Source organism: Mycobacterium sp. Root265, from assembly GCF_001428895.1.
In the GTDB taxonomy this organism is placed as follows: Bacteria; Actinomycetota; Actinomycetes; order Mycobacteriales; family Mycobacteriaceae; genus Mycobacterium.
The window spans coordinates 86,764-106,909 of sequence record NZ_LMJA01000006.1; the positions used below are offsets into that span (position 1 = coordinate 86,764).

The 20,146-nt window shown below is 69.0% G+C and carries 19 protein-coding genes; 6 read left to right on the forward strand and 13 right to left on the reverse strand.

All coding sequences use genetic code 11. From position 1 onward, the window contains the following. The 7 genes from ASE48_RS08540 to ASE48_RS08570 form a co-directional block, all read right to left on the reverse strand. On the reverse strand, window positions 1-1,500 hold the full coding sequence (locus ASE48_RS08540; RefSeq protein WP_057166635.1) for a UDP-N-acetylmuramoyl-tripeptide--D-alanyl-D-alanine ligase: 1,500 nt from the start codon (window positions 1,498-1,500) through the stop codon (window positions 1-3). Next, window positions 1,497-3,011: a UDP-N-acetylmuramoyl-L-alanyl-D-glutamate--2,6-diaminopimelate ligase gene (locus tag ASE48_RS08545; protein WP_057166636.1), complete on the reverse strand. Its 1,515-nt coding sequence runs from the start codon at window positions 3,009-3,011 to the stop codon at window positions 1,497-1,499. Before ASE48_RS08545 ends, ASE48_RS08540 begins: the two co-directional genes overlap by 4 nt. A 55-nt stretch (window positions 3,012-3,066) precedes the next feature. Beyond that, window positions 3,067-4,941, reverse strand: coding sequence for a peptidoglycan D,D-transpeptidase FtsI family protein (locus ASE48_RS08550; protein WP_057166637.1), 1,875 nt, complete (start codon window positions 4,939-4,941; stop codon window positions 3,067-3,069). Continuing rightward, a complete protein-coding gene (locus ASE48_RS08555; protein ID WP_057166638.1) occupies window positions 4,938-5,996 on the reverse strand; it encodes a hypothetical protein in 1,059 nt (352 codons plus the stop codon). Before ASE48_RS08555 ends, ASE48_RS08550 begins: the two co-directional genes overlap by 4 nt. After that, entirely contained in the window at window positions 5,993-7,117 is a 1,125-nt protein-coding gene (gene rsmH, locus ASE48_RS08560) for a 16S rRNA (cytosine(1402)-N(4))-methyltransferase RsmH (protein ID WP_082614070.1), read from the reverse strand. Before rsmH ends, ASE48_RS08555 begins: the two co-directional genes overlap by 4 nt. Continuing rightward, window positions 7,092-7,523: a division/cell wall cluster transcriptional repressor MraZ gene (gene mraZ / locus ASE48_RS08565; RefSeq protein ID WP_057166640.1), complete on the reverse strand. Its 432-nt coding sequence runs from the start codon at window positions 7,521-7,523 to the stop codon at window positions 7,092-7,094. Before mraZ ends, rsmH begins: the two co-directional genes overlap by 26 nt. 386 nt (window positions 7,524-7,909) lie before the next feature. Continuing rightward, the gene (locus ASE48_RS08570; protein WP_057166641.1) at window positions 7,910-8,317 is read right to left on the reverse strand and encodes a DUF3040 domain-containing protein; all 408 of its coding nucleotides are present in this window, start codon (window positions 8,315-8,317) and stop codon (window positions 7,910-7,912) included. Window positions 8,318-8,571: 254 nt separating this feature from the next. Between ASE48_RS08570 and ASE48_RS08575 the strand changes: the two genes are divergently transcribed. Beyond that, complete coding sequence (locus tag ASE48_RS08575) at window positions 8,572-9,129, forward strand: GNAT family N-acetyltransferase (RefSeq protein WP_057166699.1); 558 nt, start codon at window positions 8,572-8,574, stop codon at window positions 9,127-9,129. A gap of 22 nt (window positions 9,130-9,151) precedes the next feature. Then, complete coding sequence (locus ASE48_RS08580; RefSeq protein ID WP_057166642.1) at window positions 9,152-9,835, forward strand: LppM family (lipo)protein; 684 nt, start codon at window positions 9,152-9,154, stop codon at window positions 9,833-9,835. Window positions 9,836-9,838: 3 nt separating this feature from the next. On the opposite strand, the gene ASE48_RS08585 is transcribed toward ASE48_RS08580, so the two are convergent. Beyond that, entirely contained in the window at window positions 9,839-10,744 is a 906-nt protein-coding gene (locus tag ASE48_RS08585; protein WP_235570961.1) for a methylenetetrahydrofolate reductase, read from the reverse strand. A 169-nt stretch (window positions 10,745-10,913) separates the two neighbouring features. On the opposite strand from ASE48_RS08585, the gene idsA2 reads away from it, so the two are divergent. Both idsA2 and ASE48_RS08595 read left to right on the forward strand, forming a co-directional pair. Next, window positions 10,914-11,999 (forward strand): bifunctional (2E,6E)-farnesyl/geranyl diphosphate synthase, encoded by a 1,086-nt coding sequence (gene idsA2, locus ASE48_RS08590; RefSeq protein WP_057166644.1) that lies wholly within the window; start codon window positions 10,914-10,916, stop codon window positions 11,997-11,999. A 4-nt stretch (window positions 12,000-12,003) separates the two neighbouring features. Then, on the forward strand, window positions 12,004-13,536 hold the full coding sequence (locus tag ASE48_RS08595) for an alpha-(1->6)-mannopyranosyltransferase A (protein WP_057166645.1): 1,533 nt from the start codon (window positions 12,004-12,006) through the stop codon (window positions 13,534-13,536). On the opposite strand, the gene ASE48_RS08600 is transcribed toward ASE48_RS08595, so the two are convergent. Beyond that, window positions 13,530-13,931 carry an Rv2175c family DNA-binding protein gene (locus tag ASE48_RS08600; RefSeq protein ID WP_235570946.1) on the reverse strand — a complete coding sequence of 134 codons (402 nt, stop codon included), beginning with the start codon at window positions 13,929-13,931 and terminating at the stop codon, window positions 13,530-13,532. The genes ASE48_RS08595 and ASE48_RS08600 overlap by 7 nt on opposite strands. Before the next feature lie 37 nt (window positions 13,932-13,968). On the opposite strand from ASE48_RS08600, the gene ASE48_RS08605 reads away from it, so the two are divergent. Further along, window positions 13,969-15,195 carry a protein kinase domain-containing protein gene (locus tag ASE48_RS08605; RefSeq protein ID WP_057166647.1) on the forward strand — a complete coding sequence of 409 codons (1,227 nt, stop codon included), beginning with the start codon at window positions 13,969-13,971 and terminating at the stop codon, window positions 15,193-15,195. Between the two features lie 7 nt (window positions 15,196-15,202). Here the strand turns inward: ASE48_RS08605 and ASE48_RS08610 are convergent, their stop codons facing one another. From ASE48_RS08610 to ASE48_RS08620, 3 genes are read right to left on the reverse strand one after another with little or no spacing between them, the layout of a single operon-like run. After that, the gene (locus ASE48_RS08610; RefSeq protein WP_057166648.1) at window positions 15,203-16,603 is read right to left on the reverse strand and encodes a class II 3-deoxy-7-phosphoheptulonate synthase; all 1,401 of its coding nucleotides are present in this window, start codon (window positions 16,601-16,603) and stop codon (window positions 15,203-15,205) included. Window positions 16,604-16,619: 16 nt separating this feature from the next. Beyond that, on the reverse strand, window positions 16,620-17,132 hold the full coding sequence (locus tag ASE48_RS08615) for a polyadenylate-specific 3'-exoribonuclease AS (protein WP_057166649.1): 513 nt from the start codon (window positions 17,130-17,132) through the stop codon (window positions 16,620-16,622). 3 nt (window positions 17,133-17,135) lie between these two features. Beyond that, entirely contained in the window at window positions 17,136-17,999 is an 864-nt protein-coding gene (locus tag ASE48_RS08620) for a hypothetical protein (protein WP_057166700.1), read from the reverse strand. A 95-nt stretch (window positions 18,000-18,094) separates the two neighbouring features. Between ASE48_RS08620 and ASE48_RS08625 the strand changes: the two genes are divergently transcribed. Beyond that, window positions 18,095-19,384, forward strand: a complete 1,290-nt coding sequence (locus ASE48_RS08625) for a glycosyltransferase 87 family protein (RefSeq protein WP_057166701.1) — start codon at window positions 18,095-18,097, stop codon at window positions 19,382-19,384. Here ASE48_RS08625 and ASE48_RS08630 read toward each other — a convergent pair. Beyond that, entirely contained in the window at window positions 19,381-20,097 is a 717-nt protein-coding gene (locus tag ASE48_RS08630; RefSeq protein WP_057166650.1) for a lysophospholipid acyltransferase family protein, read from the reverse strand. The genes ASE48_RS08625 and ASE48_RS08630 overlap by 4 nt on opposite strands. Window positions 20,098-20,146 lie beyond the last annotated feature (49 nt).

The following is a 20,146-nucleotide window of genomic DNA, read 5'->3' on the forward strand; positions in this document are numbered from 1 at the left end:
CTACTGACCCCCCTGCTCGGCGAGCAGGTCGGCGAGCGCGCCGAGTCCGGCGGCGTTCGAGGCCTTCACAAGTACAACATCCCCCTCGGCCAGTTCGGCCCTCAGCAAATCCAGTGCGGCGTCGGCGTCGGGAACCAGCACCGCCTCACTGCCCCATGAGCCTTCCATCACCGCCCCCTGGAGCATGGCGTTCATCGGTCTCCCGGTTCCCACGACAATCAGACGAGACACATCTAAGCGCACGGCGAACCTGCCGATGCGATCGTGTTCGGATATCGCGTCGTCCCCGAGTTCGCCCATCTCGCCCAGGACAGCCCAGCTACGCCGTTTTCGGCCGGTGGTCGTGACGGCCTCACGCGCCATCCAGGCCAGCGCTTTCAGCCCGGCCGTCATCGAATCCGGGTTGGCGTTGTAGGCGTCGTTGATGATGGTGACGCCATCGGCGCGGGTGCTGACATGCATCCGGCGCGCCGAGACCGGACCGGCCGCGGCGAGGGCGTCGGCCACCTGCTGCAGGGTCGCCCCGCATTCCAGCGCGACCGCGGCCGCGCACAGCGCGTTGGACACCTGGTGTTCGCCGTGCACGGCCAGCGCGACGTCGACCGCACCGTCGCCGGCGTGCAGCGTGAAGCGCGGGCGCGCCAGCTCGTCCAGGGACTCCGCACTCGACCAGACATCGGCGCCCGAACCGCGTGACACCCGCACCACCCGGGCCCGGGTCTTCTCGGCCATCGCGGCGACCGCCGAGTCGTCGGCGTTGAGCACGACCACCCCGGACTCCGGAACAGCTTGCGGCAGTTCTGATTTGGTCGCCGCAATGATCTCGCGCGAGCCGAACTCGCCGAGATGGGCGGTGCCGACGTTCAGCACCACCCCGATCGACGGTGTCGCGATGGAGGCCAGTGCCGCGATATTGCCGGGATGGCGTGCCGACATCTCCAGGATGAGGAAGTCGGTCTCGGCGGTGGAGCGCAGCACGGTCCACGGATGGCCGAGCTCGTTGTTGAACGAACCCGGTGGGGCCACCACCTCGCCGAGCGGCGCCAGCACCGCAGCCAGAAGATCCTTGGTCGAGGTCTTTCCCGACGACCCGGTGACACCGATGATGCGCAGTCCGCCCGCCACCAACTCGGCGGCCACCGCGGAGGCCAGCTTGGCCAGCGCGGCGAGCACCGCGGCGCCCGACCCGGCCGCGTCATCGTGCTCCAGTGCACCCGACGCGGTGTCGGCGGCCGCGACGGCGGGCACCACGACGGCAGGCACGCCGACCGGGCGGGCGGCGAGCACCGCCACCGCGCCCGAGGCGATGGCCCCAGCCGCGAAATCATGGCCATCGGAGCGGGCGCCCGGCAAGGCCAGGAACAGCCCGCCGGGGGTGATCGCCCGCGAATCGAACTCGACGGTGCCGGTGATCCGGACGGTTTCGGCCTCGGCCTCGGTGATATCGGCCAGCTCGCCACCGACGATCTCGGCGACCCGGGCCAGCGTCATCGCGATCATCGGGTCCGCCCGAGGGCGGTCAGCGCGTCGGCGAGCTCTACCCGATCGTCGAACGGACGGGTGACGCCACCGCTGGTCTGCCCGGATTCGTGGCCCTTTCCGGCGATCAGCACCACATCTCCGGTGCGCGCCCAGGCCACGGCGTGGTCGATGGCCGCGCGGCGGTCCCCGATCTCGACGACCTCGGCGGTCCGGCCGGTGGTACCGGCCAGCACGGCGGCCCGGATGGCCGCCGGGTCCTCATCGCGCGGGTTGTCATCGGTGACGACCACGAGGTCGGCCAGTTCGGCGCCGACCCGGCCCATCGGTTCGCGCTTGCCCACGTCACGGTTGCCGCCGGCGCCGAACACCACGGCGATCCGGGCGCCGGGCTCCTGGTCGCGCAATGTCTGCAGCACCGCCTCCAGCGCACCCGGCTTATGGGCGTAGTCGACGAGCGCCAGGAAGTCCTGACCGCGGTCGACGATCTCCAGCCGGCCCGGCACCGCCGCGGCACGCAGACCGGGGGCGCTCTGCTCCGGCGACACCCCGACCACGTCGAGCAGTGCCACCGCGAGCAGCGCGTTGGCGATGTTGTAGCGCCCCGGCAGGGCGATCTGCAGGGTGTGGTGCACCCCGGCGGGGTCGACGGCGACGAACTCCTGGCCGCCCTGCCCGACCGCGCGCACCGCGTCGATCCCCCAGTCGGCGTCCGCGCCGCCGGCACTGACCCGCACCGGCGATCGGGACCGCTCCGCGATCTGGCGGCCCCAGTCATCGTCGACGCAGACCACCGCGTGCGCGGCATGGGTGGGCGCCGCGGGTTCGAACAGCCGGGCCTTGGCGTCCAGGTAGTCCTCCATCGTCGGATGGAAGTCGAGGTGGTCGCGGGAGAGGTTGGTGAAACCGCCGGCCTCGAAGACCGTCCCGTCGACGCGGCCCAGCGTCAACGCATGGCTGGACACCTCCATCACCACCGTGTCCACGCCGCGTTCCAGCATCACCGCCAGCAGCGCCTGCAGGTCGGGGGCCTCCGGTGTGGTCAGTGAGCTGGGCTCGTCGCGTCCGTCGATGCGTATGCCGACGGTGCCGATCAGGCCCACGGTCCGACCGGCGGCCCGAAGGCCCGCCTCGACCAGATAGGTGGTGGTCGTCTTGCCCGACGTTCCGGTGACACCGATGACGCGCAGCGTCCGGGACGGATGACCGTAGACATCGGCGGCGAGCGCGCCGAGCACCGCCCGCGGTTCGGGATGCACTAGCACCGCGGCATCCAGGTCGGCGGGCAGCTGTTCGGCACCGGCCGGATCGGTCAGCACGGCCAGCGCACCGGCGGCCACGGCGTCGGCGGCGAATCGAGCTCCGTGTGCCGATGCCCCCGGTAGCGCGGCGAACAGGTCCCCGGGCCGGACGTCCTGGCTGCGCAATGTCACACCGGTCACCCGGGTGTGGGCGCTCACCGCGAGCACTCCGATCCGCTCGGCCAGCGGTCCGAGCAGCTCACCGGAGGGTTGGGAGGGACGCAGTTTCATGGCGTTGCCACAGTACCGGGGAGCAGAACAACGGCCGCGACGACGCGGACCGCGGTTATTCGGCCACCAGCGTCAGCGGCGGACCGGGATCGGCCGACAGCGGCACGTTCTCGCGCTGCAGCAACCAGGCCGCGATGTTGTGGAACAGCGGGGCCATGGTGGTGCCCGGCTGCCCGTCGGCGGTGCGGTGCGGGTTGTCGGCCATGATGCCGACGACGTAGCGGGGGTCGTCGGAGGGAGCCAGTCCGGCGAATGTGATCCAGTAGTGGTCGTCGTAGTAGCAGCCGCAGTTCGGGTTGATCTGCTGGGCGGTTCCGGTCTTTCCGGCGATCTGATAGCCCTCGACCGCCGCCTGCCACCCGGTGCCCTGCTGCACGCCGCGCGGGTCGCGTTGCACGGTGGCGCGCAACATGTTGCGCACCGCCACCGCGGTCGCCGGCGAGACCACCCGGATACCCTCGGGCGCGTCCTCGGCGCTGCGGGTGCCGTCGGCGGCGACGACGGCCTTCACGATCCGCGGCGGGATGCGCATACCGTCGTTGGCGATGGCCTGGTACATCCCCGCCATCTGCAGCAGGGTCATCGAAAGACCCTGCCCGATGGGCAGGTTGGCGAAGGAGCTGCCCGACCACTGATCGATGGGCGGGACCAGACCCGCGCTCTCACCCGGCAATCCGACGCCGGTGCGCTCACCGAGCCCGAACTTGGCCAGCATCTCGGCGTACTTCTCGGGCCCGAAGCGCTGGGCCAGCATCAGGGTGCCCACGTTGGAGGACTTCCCGAAAACGCCTGTGGTGGTGTACTGGTCGACGCCGTGGTTCCAGGCGTCCTTGACCGTGACCCCACCCATGTCGATGGAGCCCGGAACGGACAGCACCTCATCGGGATTGGTCAGTCCCATCTCGATGGCCGTGGCGGCGGCGACGATCTTGTTCACCGAGCCCGGCTCGAAGGGCGAGGCGACGGCCGGGTTGCCCATCTGCTTGGTGGCCTGCCGGCCGACGTCCTGGGAGGGGTCGAACGTGTTGTCGTTCGACATCGCCAGCACCTCACCGGTTTTGGCGTCCAGGACGACCGCGGAGACGTTGCTCGCGCCGGAGACGTCCTTGGCCTGCTGGACCTGCTGCTGGACGTAGAACTGGATGTCGTCGTCGAGGGTCAGTTGCACGGTCGAACCATCGACCGCCTCATGACGGTTGCGCATGCTGCCCGGGATCATCACGCCGTCGGAGCCGCGGTCATAGGTGACCGAGCCGTCGGTTCCGGCCAGCTTGGCATCCATCGAGTCTTCCAGCCCCAGCAGACCGTGTCCGTCCCAGTCGATTCCGCCGACGATATTGGCGGCCAGCGAGCCACCGGGATACTGACGGATGTCCTGACGCTCGGAACCGACCTCGGGGAACTTGGCCATGATGGCCTCGGCGACGGCCGGATCGACCGCGCGGGCCAGGTAGGCGAAGGAGTCCTTGCTGGTGAGCTTGGCCAGCAGGGTCCTGGCGTCGGGCCTGTTGTTCAGCCGGGTCGCGATCTCGGTGGCGATCTCACGAAGCCGGGTGTCCGGATCGGGCTCCTCGGGATCCTTGGCCTTCTCCTCCTCGAGCTGCTTGCGCACCTTCACCGGCTGGAAGGTCAGCGCCCGGGCCTCGATGGTGAAGGCGAGCTTGTCGTCGTTGCGGTCGACGATGCTGCCGCGCACGGCTTTCTGCACGTCGGTCACCTTGAGCTGACCGGCGGCCTCCGCGCGCAGACCGGCGGCATTGGAGATCTGGAGATTGAACAGCTGCGCGGCGGCGACGACGAGGACCAGAAAGATGACGACGTTGCCTGCGCGGTGCCGGAAGACGAAGGACGAACTGCGCAAACCGGTCTGGGGCTCCGGGCGACGGATCCGCCGGTCTGTCGCGGCGTGTTCCTGCGACTTGCGACTCATGCCGGCGCCCCGGGCACGGCCACGGCCGCCTCGGGAGCGACCGGAACCTCGACCGGTGCCGGCGCCTCAACCGGTGCGGGCCCGACGTTTTCGATACCGCCGACCGGGCCGGGCTGCGCGGGCAGCTCCGGAGCCGCCAGATGCGGGAGTCCGTCGGCGGGCAGCGGAGCGGGTAGCAGGTCGGCGACGGGCGGCACGGCGGCGGGATCCATCGGGGCGGCAAGCGGTGCGGCCAGCGGTGCGGCAGGGGCGAGCGGGGCGGTCAGTGGCGTCGCGGGAACCGGGGCCTGCGCTCGCGGTGGTACCCGCACCACGACCTCGCGTGGGTCCACGACCCGGGGTGCCGGCGGCGCATCGGCGGCCGGACGTGCCGGCCGCTCCGTCACCGGGGTGTCATCGGGCAGCGGGGAGTTCAGCGGCGGCGGCGGAACACCCTCGGCCGGCTTGGGTGTGCCCACCACCACCCAGGCGCCGGTCGCATCCTGCACCAGATGCGCGGTGTCACGGGACGGGATCATGCCCAGTTCGCGGGCGGCCTCGGCCAGCGCCGGCGGGGCCTGCGCCTCCAGCACATCGCGTTCCAAGGCTTCTTTCTGCTGGGCCAGAGCCTGATTCAGCTGACGTGCATGCCCGAGCTGATAGGAGCGTTCGGCGGCATCGGTGGACAGCCACAGCGTGACGCCCAGTCCGATGCCGAGGGCGCCGATGACCAGCACCACGAACGGCACCCGCGCCGCAAGGGTCCGCGGGTTGAACTCGATCTCGGACAGCCGGGCGATCAGCCGTTCCCGCAGTGGCAGACGGACAACTTTGGGGGCCTTGGCCTTACGTGCCTTGGCGCGGGCCTTGGCCTGGCTGGCGTTCTTGGGCCGGGCGGGCGCGTCGGCGGGACGCCGCATCGGGGTGCTCTTCGGCGCCGACCGCTGCGGACGCTGCTCGGGCGCACCGCGGCGCTTGCGGGCCGGCGCTTCGGTCTGCCGGGCGCGGGAACGCTGGGGGTTGCCGCGCCGAGCCTCGTCGGCGCCGGGCACCGGTGCGGGTCGCTTGCCCTTCATGAGTGGTCCTTTCCGGCAACCTTTTCCAATGCCCGTAACCGCACCGAGGCGCTTCGCGGGTTCCGTTCGATCTCGTCGGCGTCGGCCTGTTCGGCCCCGCGGGTCAGTGAGACGAATTCGGCTTCATACCCGGGTAATTCGACCGGGAGCCCGGGCGGCGTGCGGGATGCCGTGGCGGCGGCGAACAGTCCCTTGACGATCTTGTCCTCCAGCGACTGATAGGCCATCACGACAATGCGCCCGCCGCCGGACAACGCCGCCAGCGAGGCCGGCAGGGCATCACGCAACGAATCGAGTTCGGCGTTGACCGCGATTCGCAGCGCCTGGAAGGTCCGCTTGGCCGGATGGCCGCCGGTGCGCCGGGTCGCGGCGGGAATCGCCTCGTACAGCAGCTCCACCAGCTCGGCGGTGCTGTTCAGCGGTTGCCGCGCACGACGTTTCACCACTCGGGAGGCGATCCGGCTGGCGAACCGCTCCTCGCCGTATTCGCGCAGCACCCGCGTGAGCGCCCGCTCGTCGTAGGTGTTGAGGATGTCGGCCGCGGTGAGTTCGGCGTCGGGATCCATCCGCATGTCCAGTGGCGCGTCGTGTGCGTAGGAGAAGCCGCGGTCGATCAGGTCCAGCTGCATCGAGGACACGCCGAGGTCGAAAAGCGCTCCGTCGACGGTGATTTCGTCCCGCTCGGCCCAGTAACCGTCGTAGCGGGTGCGGACGAACCGGAAACGGTCGCCGAAGGGCGCCAGCCGTTCGGTGGCGATGCGCAGCGCATCGGGGTCGCGGTCCAGGCCGACGACATGCAGTCCGGGCAGTTCGGTGAGGAAGCGTTCGGTATGCCCGCCGGCACCCAGGGTCGCGTCGACCAGGACTGCTCCGGTGCCGTCGGGGTGGTGACGGGTAAGTGCCGGCCTCAGAAGCTCGACGCAGCGGTCGAGGAGGACGGGGACGTGGCCATGATCGGAATCGTCAGGCACTGCGGCTCCCCTGTTGCGAAGGGGCGCCCCTGCAACGGGGTCCCTGTCCGAGGGTGCGGACCTGGCGTCGGGGAAGTACGCCAGGGCCGGTTCGGACAGAGGCCGCGTTGCACGGGCAGGGTGGTCAGATGATGTCGCGAAGAGTGTCATCGCTGGCCGCGGAGAAGGTCTCTTCGTGGGTCTCCTGGTACTGCAGCCAAGCCTGTGCGTCCCAGATCTCCAGGTGACCGAGCGAGCCGATCACCACGCATTCCTTGGACAGGTTGGCGTACCGGCGATGTTCGGCCGACAGGGTGATCCGGCCCTGTGCGTCGGGATGCTGCTCATCGGCACCGGCCGCCAGGTTCCGCACATAGGCGCGGGCCTGAGGATCGCTGCGTGAGGCGAGCATCGCCTTCTCGGCCAGCTTCTCGAACTCCGTCCGCGGGTACACGGCCAGGCTGTGATCTTGGTGCTTTGTAACCATCAACCCTCCTGCCAGTGCGTCGCGGAACTTGGCGGGCAATGTCAGTCGCCCTTTGTCGTCGAGCTTGGGCGTGTAGGTGCCGAGAAACATCTCGCCACCTCCCACCACTCGGTTGGATCCCGAGTCGCTTCTGCCCTCTTGGCGGAGCTCCGGTTGCTCCGTTGTCCGCCACTTTACCCCACAATCCCCCACTTAGCTCCATTTGCTGCCACCGAGTTGGTCCCACGCCCCACTCCAGGACCACGAGCGCCCCTACGCCCCACCCGCCATATCCCCACGGCACCCGTCCGATTGGGCGAAACCGCAGCTAGAGGCGCCAGTAGACCCTTTGCGGGCACTGGTGGGGAGCGGTGGGGAGAAAGTGGGGACGCCGCCCTGACACCGCCGACACGCCGCGGTTCCTGGGGTGCCATCGGGCACAAAAAACGGGGCAGCTCCTGACGGAGCTACCCCGGTGGGGAGAAGTGGGTTAACCGCTACTCGTCGAAACGCCGACGGAACCGATCCTCCATGCGGCTGGTGAAAGACCCGCCGCCGGAGCTCTTACCGCGCTTGGGCCGCGCCGAACCCGACGAGGGCGCCGACTTGTCGGTCGGACCGGACGCGCGSGAGCCGGTGATCGCGAACACCACGCCACCGAACATCACGATGAAGCCGATGACCGAGAGGATGGGCAGGCCGCCGATCCAGGTCGCGTTGATGGCGACGCCGGACACCAGCATCGCGAGGCCGACGACGAAGAGTGCGACACCCTGTAGCCGACGACGCGCCGAGGGGGCCCGCATGGCGCCACCCCGAACGCTGGACGCGAATTTGGGGTCCTCGGCATAGAGCGCGCTTTCAATCTGGTCGAGCATGCGCTGCTCATGATCGGAGAGTGGCATCCGTCCCTCCTTATCCGCGCCCTGGTCCGGTGGTTCCGGAACCGTGTCATCAACGTGTAATACGCCCGCGATCACGGACGTCTGATCACCATGATACGAGGTCAATCTGAGCCGTACCACCTACTTGGTACACGATTGTATGACGTGCAACACCAAAGCCGGTCATCACCTCACCCGCGCGACCACAACCCCCAACCCGGGCCCGATAATGAACGGTGACCGTGCGCACCGAACAAGACCGCGAAGGACACCCGTTGTCGACATATCTGGTGGACCTCTCGGCCGATGTGATGCGCCAACGGCTGTCCGAGGCTCTGACCGTCTACGTCGAGGCGATGCGCTATCCGCGTGGCACCGAAGAGCAGCGTGCGTCGATGTGGCTGGAGCACACCCGCCGGCTCGGCTGGAAGGCCGTCGCGGCGCTCGACGGCACCGAGCTGCTCGGGGTGGCCTACGGCTACAGCGGGGCGCCCGATCAGTGGTGGCAGCAGCAGGTGGTGCACGGCCTGCGCCGCACCGGTACCGATCCCGAGCAGGCAGACGCGCTGCTCGGTGACTATTTCGAGCTCACCGAACTGCACATCCACCCGCGCGCCCAGGGCCACGGGCTCGGCGAGGCGCTGGCCCGCCGACTGCTCGCCGGACGCACCGAGGCACACGTGTTGCTGTCCACACCGGAGATCAACGGCGAGGCAAACCGTGCCTGGCGGCTGTACCGCCGGCTCGGGTTCGGGGATGTCATCCGCGACTATCACTTCGCCGGGGATCCGCGGCCCTTCGCCATCCTTGGCCGGTCGCTGCCCCTGGACTGACCGGGTCTGGCACGATTACCGGGTGCACGCGCGCCCCCGTCGCCACCGGCTTCCCGCCCTGGTCCTGCTGCTGTTGATCCTCGTTCCACTGGCCGTGGGCTGCGTGCGGGTGCGCGCCTCGATCACGGTGTCCCCCGACGACCGGGTGTCCGGCCAGATCGTTGCCGCCGCCATCCCCCGCGACGGCGACGACAAGGGACCGCAGCTGCTGAACTCGTTGCCGTTCAGCAACAAGGTGGCGGTCTCCAAGTACGAGCGCGGTGACTACGTCGGCTCGCAGGCGGTGTTCTCCGATCTGACCTTCGCCGAACTGCCGCAGCTGGCGAACATGAATCGCGACGCCGCCGGGGTGGACATCTCACTGCGCCGCGCCGGGAACCTGGTGATCCTGGAGGGCCGGGTCGACCTCACCTCGCTCGGCGATCCGGAAGCCGATGTCTCGCTCAGTGTGTCGTTCCCCGGCGAGGTGACGTCCACCAACGGGGACCAGGTGTCCAGCGACGTCGTCGAGTGGAAGCTCAAGCCCGGCGTGGTGACCACGATGAACGCCCAGGCCCGCTACACCGATCCCAGTGCGCGGTCGTTCACCGGCGCCGCGATCTGGCTGGGCATCGGATCGCTGGTGGTGGCGGGCATCCTGGCCTCGGTGGCGTGGGTGAGCCGCGACCAGTCACCACGCGTCGGCCAGGCCGACAAGACAGCCTGAACCTCAGGCCGCCAGGCTCATCCCCAGGTTGGCCAGCACCTCACCGGTGGCCCGGGCGAAGTTCAGGGTGCAGAAGTGCAGGCACGGCGCGCCCTCGGCGATCAGCCGCACACTCATCTCGGTGGCCAGCTCGATGCCGATCTTGCGCACCTCATCGCGGTTCTCGACCGGGCCGTCCCCGGCCGCTGCGGTCAGCCGGGCCAGCAGCGCCGGCGGGATCGCCGAACCCGACAGCTCCACCTGACGCTGCACCGTGCGCAGCGAGGTGATCGGCATCAGGCCCGGGATGATCGGTTTGGCCGCCTGCTCCGGGTCGACGGCCGCCACCCGGTCACGTAACCGCAGGTAGTCGTCGACCTCGAAGAACATCTGGGTGATGGAGTACTCGGCGCCCGCACGCAGCTTGGCCACCAGGTTCGCGGTGTCGTTGGCCAGTCCCCCGGCGCGCGGATGGCCCTCCGGGAAGGACGCCACGCCGACGTGGAAATCGCCGAGCCCACGTACCAGCTCCACCATCTCGGTGGCGTACTCAAGCCCGTGGGGGTGCTTGATCCATTCGTCGTGCACCCCGCCCTGCGGGTCGCCGCGCAGCGCGAGCACATTGGTGATGCCGCAGTCGGCGAACGCCCCGATCATCGAACGCAGTTCCGCCACGCTGTGCCCGACCGCGGTCAGGTGCGCGACCGGCAGCAGCGTGGTGTCGCGAGCCAGCTCGCGCACCACCCGGACGGTGCGGTCCCGGGTGGAGCCCCCGGCGCCGTAGGTGACCGACACGAACGCCGGTGTCATCCGCTCGAAAACGCGTGCCGCCCGCCACAGCCTGGCCTCGGCATCGGCGTCCCGCGGCGGGTAGAACTCCACCGAGAAGGGAACCCGGTTGCGGCCGATCTCGGCGATCCGGTCCACCACCGAGGTGGTGCGGCTGACGCCCCGCGTAGCGCCACCGCGCACATTTGACACGACGACAGCATAATTGCGTGGTTGTAAGCGCGCCTGACTCCCATGACCCACCGGCGACGCTCTACGCTGAAGACGCTCGGGGGAGCAAATCGGGATCAGAAAGGGGCGACCGCTGAGCGTGTACACAGCGGCACCGTCGGCCGCCGAGTTGGTGAACGCCGTGGTCGAGCAGTTACGGCAGTATCTGGCCGAACGCCGGCGCGATTCCGCCTACATCGGTCCCGAGTACGCCGAGCTGACGGCAGCCCTCGAAGAATTCGTCCTGCGCGGCGGCAAACGCGTGCGACCACTGTTCGCATACTGGGGCTGGCGCGCGGTCGCCGGCGAGGACCGGCCCTCCGACGCGGATGCGCTGCGGCTGTTCTCCGCGCTGGAACTGCTGCACGCCTGCGCCCTGGCCCATGACGACGTGATCGACGCCTCGGCCACCCGCCGCGGACTTCCGACCGTGCACCGGCATTTCGCCGACCGGCACCGCGCCAACAACTGGCATGGCTCCTCCGAGCAGTTCGGTCTGTCGGCGGCGATCCTGCTCGGCGACCTGTCGCTGGTGTGGGCCGACGACATCGTCGCCACCGCCGACCTGCCCGCCGACGCACACCTGCGGGTGCACAAGGTGTGGGCCGACATCCGCACCGAGGTCCTGGGTGGGCAGTACCTCGACATCGTGGCGGAATCCAGTGGCGCGGACTCGGTGGCCTCGGCGATGAACGTCAACACCTACAAGACCGCCTCCTACACGGTGTCCCGTCCGCTGCAGCTCGGCGCGGCCGCCGCCGCCGACCGCCCCGATGTGCAGGCCGTCTTCCATCAGATCGGCACCGACCTCGGGGTGGCCTTCCAGCTGCGCGACGACGTGCTCGGCGTGTTCGGCGACCCCCAGGTCACCGGCAAGCCGTCCGGTGACGACCTGCGTTCCGGCAAGCGCACCGTGCTGTTGGCCGAGGCGGTCGAGCTCGCCGAACGCACCGACCCGGCGGCGGCAAAGCTGCTGCGCGAGTCGATCGGCACCGAGTTGACCGATGTGGCCGTCAAAGAGGTCTGCATGGCCATCGAATCGGTCGGTGCGCTGGCCGCCGTGGAGAGCCGCATCGACATGTTGAACCGCCGCGCCATCGAGGCGCTCAACGAGGCCCAGATCGACCCGGAGGCCAAGATCGGCCTCGCCGAGCTGGCCAGTCTGGCGTCGAACCGGTCCGCCTGAGGAGATGACCACCCCGGCATCGGTCGAGTCCACGAAAAGTGGTCTCAACAAGCAGCTGTCCCGGTTGCTGGTGTTCGCCGCATCGCCCGAGGCACGGCCGGCCCGGCTGGGCTTTCTCGGCGCGGCACTGATCACCGCGGGCGGGCTCGGGGCGGGCAGCACCCGTCTGCACGATCCGCTGCTGGAGTCTCTGCACATGTCCTGGCTGCGTTTCGGCCACGGCCTGGTGCTGTCCTCGCTGCTGCTGTGGGGCGGCGTCGCGCTGATGCTGCTGGCCTGGATGTGGTTGGGCCGGCGCGTGGTCGACCGCACCGCCACCCAGTACACGATGCTGGCGACCACCGGTTTCTGGTTGGCGCCGCTGCTGTTGAGCGCACCGGTGTTCAGCCGCGACACCTACTCCTATCTGGCCCAGGGCGCCCTGCTGCGCGACGGTTTCGACCCGTACGTCGTGGGCCCGATCGAGAATCCGAACTCGCTGCTCGACGATGTCAGCCCGATCTGGACCACCACCACCGCCCCGTACGGCCCGGCGTTCATCCTGATCGCCAAGTTCGTCACCATGATCGTCGGCAACAACGTCGTCGAGGGCACCATGCTGCTGCGGCTGTGCATGCTGCCGGGGCTGGCCCTGCTGATCTGGGCGACGCCCCGGGTCGCACGCCACATCGGCGCCAACTCGGCTGCGGCACTGTGGATCTGTGTGCTCAATCCGCTGGTGATCATCCACCTGATGGGCGGCGTGCACAACGAGATGCTGATGGTCGGGCTGATGATGGCCGCGATCGCGCTGACCTTCGGCGGCAGACCGATCATCGGGGTCGGCTTCATCGCCACGGCGGTCGCGGTCAAGGCGACCGCGGGTATCGCGCTGCCGTTCATGGTGTGGGTCTGGATGCGGCGACTGCGCGACACCCGTGGCTACCGTCCGCTGCCGGCCTTCGCCTTCGCGACCGCGGCGTCGGTGGCGATCTTCGGAGCGGTGTTCGCGGTGCTGTCCCTACTCGCCGGGGTTGGCCTGGGTTGGCTGACGGCACTGGCCGGTTCGGTGAAGATCATCAACTGGCTCACCCTGCCCACCGCGGCGGCCAACCTGATCAACGCGATCGGCGGACTGCTCATGCCGGTCAACTTCTACGCCGTGCTGGAAGTCACCCGCATCATCGGCATCGCGATCATCGCGATCTCACTTCCGTTGCTGTGGTGGCGTTTCCGGCACACCGACCGGGACGCGCTGACCGGTATCACGCTGGCGCTCGGCGTGGTGGTGCTGTTCGTCCCCGCCGCGCTGCCCTGGTACTACACCTGGCCGCTGGCGGTGCTGTCCACGCTGTGGCAGAGCCGCGCCGCGATCGCTCTGATCGCCGGCTTCTCGACGTGGATCATGGTGATCTTCAAACCCGACGGCTCACACGGCATGTACTCGTGGATCCACGTGCTGCTGGCCACCGCGTGTGCGGTGGCGGCCTGGTATTCGCTGTCCCGGGCACCCGAGCACGAACCGGTCAGTAAGCCACGACCGGCGCCCGGTCAGTAAGCCATCGCCTGCGCGCGCCGCACTACCTCGCGCGCCTGGTGGGAACGCAGCGCGTCCACCGGCCTGGCGTTCTCCTGGCGATCGGTGCTGCCGTCCCGGCTCACCGTCAGCGACGGATCCGGGGTGAACAGCCAGCGCATCGCCTCGGTGACGTCGAAACCACCGTCCTTGAGGACGACGAGCAGCCCCGGAAGGGGCTTGACCACGGTGCCCTTCTCGTCGAAGAACACCTTCGGCACGACGAGGGAGCCGTTGCGCCGCACCGCCATCAGGTGGCCGTCACGCAGATGCTGATGCACCTTGGTGACCGAGACGCCGAGAAGCTTCGACACCTCGGCCAGTTCGAGGACAGTTTCGTCGGGGTCGAGGATGTCTTTGGCCGCCGGGATGCTCACCGCACAGATTCTAAGCGGAGTCGTCGAGATCCGTACCATGACTTCGATGGAGACCTACCAGCGAGCCGACCCGCTCATCGGCACCGCGCTGGAGGGCCGCTACCGCGTCGACGCCGTGATCGCCACCGGCGGCATGTCGACGGTGTACCGCGGCCTGGACACCCGGCTGGACCGGCCCGTCGCGCTCAAGGTGATGGATTCCCGCTATTCCGGTGACGTCCAGTTCCTCACCCGCTTCCAGCGCGAGGCCAAGGCTGTGGCCCGGTTGAAGGGCGACGGGCTGGTCGCGGTGTACGACCAGGGCGGCGGATCCCCCGGCGACGAGCCGCCGTTTCTGGTCATGGAACTGGTCGACGGGGGCACCCTGCGTGAGCTGCTGCGCGAACGCGGGCCGATGCCGCCGCACGCGGTCGCCGCGGTCCTGACGCCGATCTGCCGCGGCCTGGCCGTCGCACACGCCGCGGGGCTGGTGCACCGCGATGTGAAGCCGGAAAACGTCCTGATCTCCGACGACGGCGAGGTCAAGATCGCCGATTTCGGCCTGGTGCGCGCCGTCGCCGAGGCCGGGATCACCTCGACCAGCGTCATCCTGGGCACTGCCGCCTACCTGTCCCCCGAACAGGTCGGCTCCGGCGATTCGGACCCGCGCAGCGATGTGTACGCCGTGGGCATCCTGGCCTACGAACTGCTCACCGGGCGCACCCCGTTCACCGGGGACACCGCGCTGTCGGTGGCCTACCAGCGGATGGACAACGATGTGCCGCCGCCGAGTTCGGCGATCGCCGGGGTGCCCGCACAGTTCGACGCGCTGATCGGCCGGGCCACCGATCGTGATCCGGCCGCCCGGTTCGCCGACGCCGCCGAGCTGGGCGCCGCACTGGCCGAGGTGATCGACGAACTGGGGCTGCCCGCATTCCGGGTCCCCGCGCCCACCCAGTCGGCCCAGCACCGCGCCGCCACCGCTTTTCACAGCCGGGTCCTGCAGGACCCGGCCACCGCAGCCGTGCGCCCGCCGGACCCGCGCCGCGACACCCGGGTCTTCACCCCGGCCGAACTGCCGCTACCGCCCGAACCATTGCAGGACGAGCCCGAATATCAGCCCATCTCAGGGCAATTCGCCGGTATCGAACTCGAGCAGTTCCACTGGGCCCGGCAGCGCAGCAAGCGGGTGCTGGCGGCCTGGGTGGTCATCGTGCTCATTCTGGCCGGACTGCTGGCGATGGGCGCCTGGACGCTGGGCAACAATCTGCCCAATTTGATCTGACCGACAGCTAGCCGCGCAGCATCTCCGCGACCAGGAACGCCAACTCCAGGGACTGCTGGGTGTTCAGCCGCGGATCGCAGGCCGTCTCGTAGCGGCCGGCCAGATCGGAATCGGAGATGTCCTGTGCGCCACCGAGACATTCGGTGACGTTCTCACCGGTGATCTCGACGTGGATGCCGCCCGGATGGGTGCCCAGCGCGTGGTGCACCTCGAAGAATCCCTGCACCTCGTCGACGATCCGGTCGAAGTGCCGGGTCTTGTAGCCGGTCGACGATTCGTGGGTGTTGCCGTGCATCGGGTCGCACTGCCAGATCACCTGGTGCCCGGAGGCCTGCACCTTCTCGATGATGGGCGGCAGCACGTCGCGCACCTTGCTGTTGCCCATCCGGCTGATCAGGGTCAGGCGGCCCGGTTCGTTGCGCGGGTCCAGCCGTTCCACGTACTCGACGGCCAGCTCCGGTGAGGTGGTCGGGCCGATCTTGATACCGATCGGGTTCGAGATCACCTCGGCCAGCGCCACATGGGCGCCGTCGATCTGACGGGTGCGCTCACCGATCCAGAGGTAGTGCGCGGACAGGTCGTAGAGCTTGGGCTCGTCGGTCGAGTCCGGCGCGGCACCGGAATCCATCCGCAGCATGGCGCGCTCGTAGTCGAGCACCAACGCCTCATGGCTGGCGTAGATCTCGGCGGTGTCCAGGTTGCGGTCGTTGACCCCGCAGGCCGTCATGAAGCGCAATCCGCGGTCGATCTCACCGGCCAGCGCCTCGTACCGGGCCCCGGCGGGTGAGGTGCGCACGAACTCGCGGTTCCAGTCGTGCACCGCCTGCAGCGAGGCCATGCCCGAGGAGGTCAGCGCACGCACCAGGTTCATCGCCGCGCTGGCATTCGCGTACGCGCGTACCAGTCGGGACGCGTCGTGCTGGCGCACGGCGTCATCGGGGGCGAACCCGTTGATCATGTCGCCGCGGTAGGACTTCAGGCCCAGCGCGTCGGTGTCCGAGGAACGCGGTTTGGCGTACTGGCCCGCGATGCGGGCCACCTTGACCACCGGCATGCTGGCGCCGTAGGTCAGCACCACCGCCATCTGCAGCAGGGTGCGGATGTTGGCGCGGATGTGCGGCTCGGTGTTGTCCACGAACGTCTCGGCGCAGTCGCCGCCCTGCAGCAGGAACGCCTCACCCCGGGCGACGGCGGCCAGCTGGGTCTTGAGCTTCTCGACCTCGGAGGGCACGGTCACCGGCGGGACGCTCTCCAGCACGGTGCGCATCGCCTTGGCCTGACCGGGATCCCAGCTGGGCTGTTGCAGCGCCGGCTTGGCCAGTGCGGAATCGAGGCGCTGGCGCAGGTCTTCGGGCAGCGGCGGAAGCGCGGGCAGCTGGTCGATGGGCACGTCGACGGTCCAGTTCACCGCTCCATGGTAGCCATCAGCGACCGGCGGCCCACCGGGCGTAGTCGTCCTCGTTCTCGGTCATGATCTGGAAGCGCCGCAGGTTGTGCTTGGCGTCGACCAGTGCGTCGTGGGTGTCGCGGGGGCGCGGCGGCATCCGCGGGCTGCCGCGCTCCTCCCAGTACTGCCGCAGCTCCCGGGTGAACCGGGGGATCTGCGGCGGCAGGCTGGTCATCGGCCCCCACAGTTGGCACAGCACCACATGGTCATATGCCGCCACCCAGGCCCACAGTTCGATCGCCTCGTCACCGTCGATGCCGAAGAACTCCTCCAGGTCCTCCCGGATCTGCCTGCGTGAGCGCCACAGTTGCGATGACGGCGGCGGGAGTTTCGGCAGCACATGGGTGCGGACCCATTTGCCCGCCTGCTCCGGCGGGAATTCGTTTGACACTGCGTAGTATTCGCGGCCGTCCTCGGCGGCCACCCCGATCGAGATGAGCTCGATGGTGCGACCGTTGTCGATGAACTCGGTGTCGTAGAAAAAGCGCATGTCTCAAGCAACTCCCTGGCTGGGGGCGGGCGCCGGCGCGGCGTGGATCTCGCGGTCCAGTTCCTCGTTGACCTTGGCATCGTCCGGGAAGTGCGGTTCGCCCGCGACCACGTGCTGCACCCACAACTTCGCCTGCACCACCGGCCGGCGCAACCTGCGTTCCCGTTCCAGCGCCTTGTGCATCCTGCGGGGTCGCGTCGTATAACGCCAGCGGGCCCACGGCGCGTGCGGGCGGGAGAGCCGGATGGCACCGACGAACAGCAGCGGGGTGATGAACATGCCCACCAGACCCGTCCACACCTTGCCCTTGAGCAGCACCACCACCGCCAGCGCCAGCGTCAGCACCGCCAGCACGACGACCAGGGCCCTGGCCGCCAGGGTGTCATCGGCGCGCCAGATGTTGATGTCGAAGAAGGACAGCGGGTTGAAGCCCAGGATCAGCAGGCCCGCGACGGCGATCGCGACGAACACCGCGTCCACCGAGGTGCGACCGTCCTCGGCCCAGTACACGTCCTGCAGGTGCAGGATGAGTGCGAACTCGTCGAGCACCAGCGCCGCCCCGACACCGAAAAAGATTGCGGCGACCGTGAACTCCGCGACTCCCCCGCTGACCGCCAGCGTCACCATGGCCACCCCGGACACCATCACCAGCACGACGCCGATCACCACGTGGTGCAGGTGAACGCCACCACCGACGGACATGTTGCGCGGTTGCCACCATTTGCGCGGCGCGTCGGTACCGGGGTGGCTGCGGATGTAACGGACGATGAGACGCGTCACGAAGAACGTCAGGATGAATGCGATCAGGCAGCACAGTAGTGGCAGGCGGTCCCCGGTGATGAAGTCCAGCTGGACGTTCAGATGCACGGTCGAGAAGATACGCCGGTCGGCACCCACTCCGGGCCATCGGCCACCGTGTGCCGTCCGTCGCGTCGCCGGCCCCCGATAGGCTGGTCGGCGAAATGAGGAATCGGTGGACGCCCGTCGGGCCTGCTGGGCGGCTGTCCATACTGTGGCGGCTTTTCCAGCTGGCCACTCTGGCGATGCTCGGTTGGGCCGGTTGGCGTCTGCTCGGTCACGCCATCTACCGCATCGATATCGACGTGTACCGGATGGGCGGGCGTGCCTGGCTGGACGGCACGGAGCTCTACAACGACGCCACCGTCTTCCAGACCCAGGCCGGGCTCGATCTCCCGTTCACCTACCCGCCGCTGGCCGCCGCCGCGTTCTCCCCGTTCGCCTGGCTGTCGCTGCCCGCGGCCAGTGCCGCGATCACGCTGACCACGCTGGTGCTGCTGATCGTCTCCACCCATATCGTGCTGACCCGCCTGCAGGTGTGGGAGCACTCGTCGTTGCGGGCCCCGGCCTGGGCGCGCCGCGGCTGGCTGGCCGCCGCACTGGTGGCGCCGGCGGTGGTCTTCGTCGAACCCATCCGGGCCAACTTCGAGTTCGGCCAGATCAACGTGGTGCTGATGACGCTGGTGATCGCCGACTGCGTGCCGCGCCGCACCCCGTGGCCGCGCGGCCTGCTGCTGGGGCTGGCCATCGCGGTCAAGCTGACCCCGGCGGTCTTCCTGCTGTACTTCCTGCTGCGCCGCGATGTGCGCGCGCTGCTGATGACCACGGCGTCGGCGGTGGCGGCGACCCTGCTCGGGTTCGCCCTGGCCTGGCGCGACTCGTGGGTGTACTGGACCGAGACGCTGCGCGACACCGACCGCATCGGGTCCGCCACGCTGAACACGAACCAGAACATCTCCGGCATGCTGGCCCGGCTCGGCGCCGGCGAGGATGCGCGCTTCGCACTGTGGGTGGTGCTGTGCTTCGCGGTGCTGGGTCTGACCGTCTGGGCGGTGCTGCGGCTGCTGCGTGCCGGTGCCGACAGCGATGAGGCGGTGCTGGCGGTGATCTGCGTGGCCATGTTCGGCCTCATGGTGTCCCCGGTGTCGTGGTCACATCACTGGGTGTGGGCGCTGCCCACCGTGGTGGTCACCGTGGTGGTCGGGCTGCGCCGGCACCACCTGCCTTTGACGCTGATCGGGCTGGCCGGCCTGGCGCTGACGATCTGGACGCCGATCACCCTGATGCCCGAGCACCAGGAGACCGCGGCCTCGCTGTGGCGGCGACTGGCCGGTGGGTCCTATCTGTGGTGGGCGCTGGCGGTGATCGTCGCGGCGGGCACGGTGCCCGCGTCCCGGGCCACGGTCGCAGGCGAACAGCCCGCTGACCCGCTGCGCGCGGCGAAGGCGACCTAGCCGGCCTTCGCGGTGACCGCGGCCGGGGCCTTGGCCTCTTCGGCCTGCAGTTTGAGATCGGCGGCGTACAGATCCACGTACTCCTGACCGCCGAGGCGCATCAGCTCGTACATGACCTCGTCGATGACGGCGCGCTCGATGAACCGGTTGCCAGCCAGCCCCTCGAACCGGCTGAAATCCATCGGCTTGCCGAACCGGACCTCGACGCGGCCGAAGTGCCACATCTTGCTGCCCGGCGGGTTGACGACGTCGGTTCCGATCATCGCGACGGGAATGACCGGGATGCCGCTCTCCAGGGCGACGCGGGCCAGGCCGGTCTTGCCCTTGTACAGCCGCCCATCCGGTGAGCGGGTGCCCTCGGGGTACATCCCGAGCAGCTTGCCCTCACCGAGGATTCGCTGTGCCGTCGTCAGCGCAGCGTGCGCGGAGTCGGCATCGGTGCGGTCGATCGGCACCTGGCCGGTCGAGGAGTAGAAGAACTTGGTCAGCTTGCCCTTGAGGCCGGTGCCGGTGAAGTACTCGGCCTTAGCCAGGAAGGTGATGCGACGCTTCAGTACCAGGGGCAGGTAGAAGCTGTCCGCGACGGCCAGGTGATTACTGGCCAGGATCACCGCGCCGGAGTCCGGAACATACTCCAGGCCTTGCACTTTCGGCCGGCCCAACAGGGACAGCAACGGGCCCATCAAGATGTACTTGTAGAACCAGAAAAACATGGACCCTCCTGCAACGGCGCCTGACTCCGAGACCGGGCCGGACGGGGTC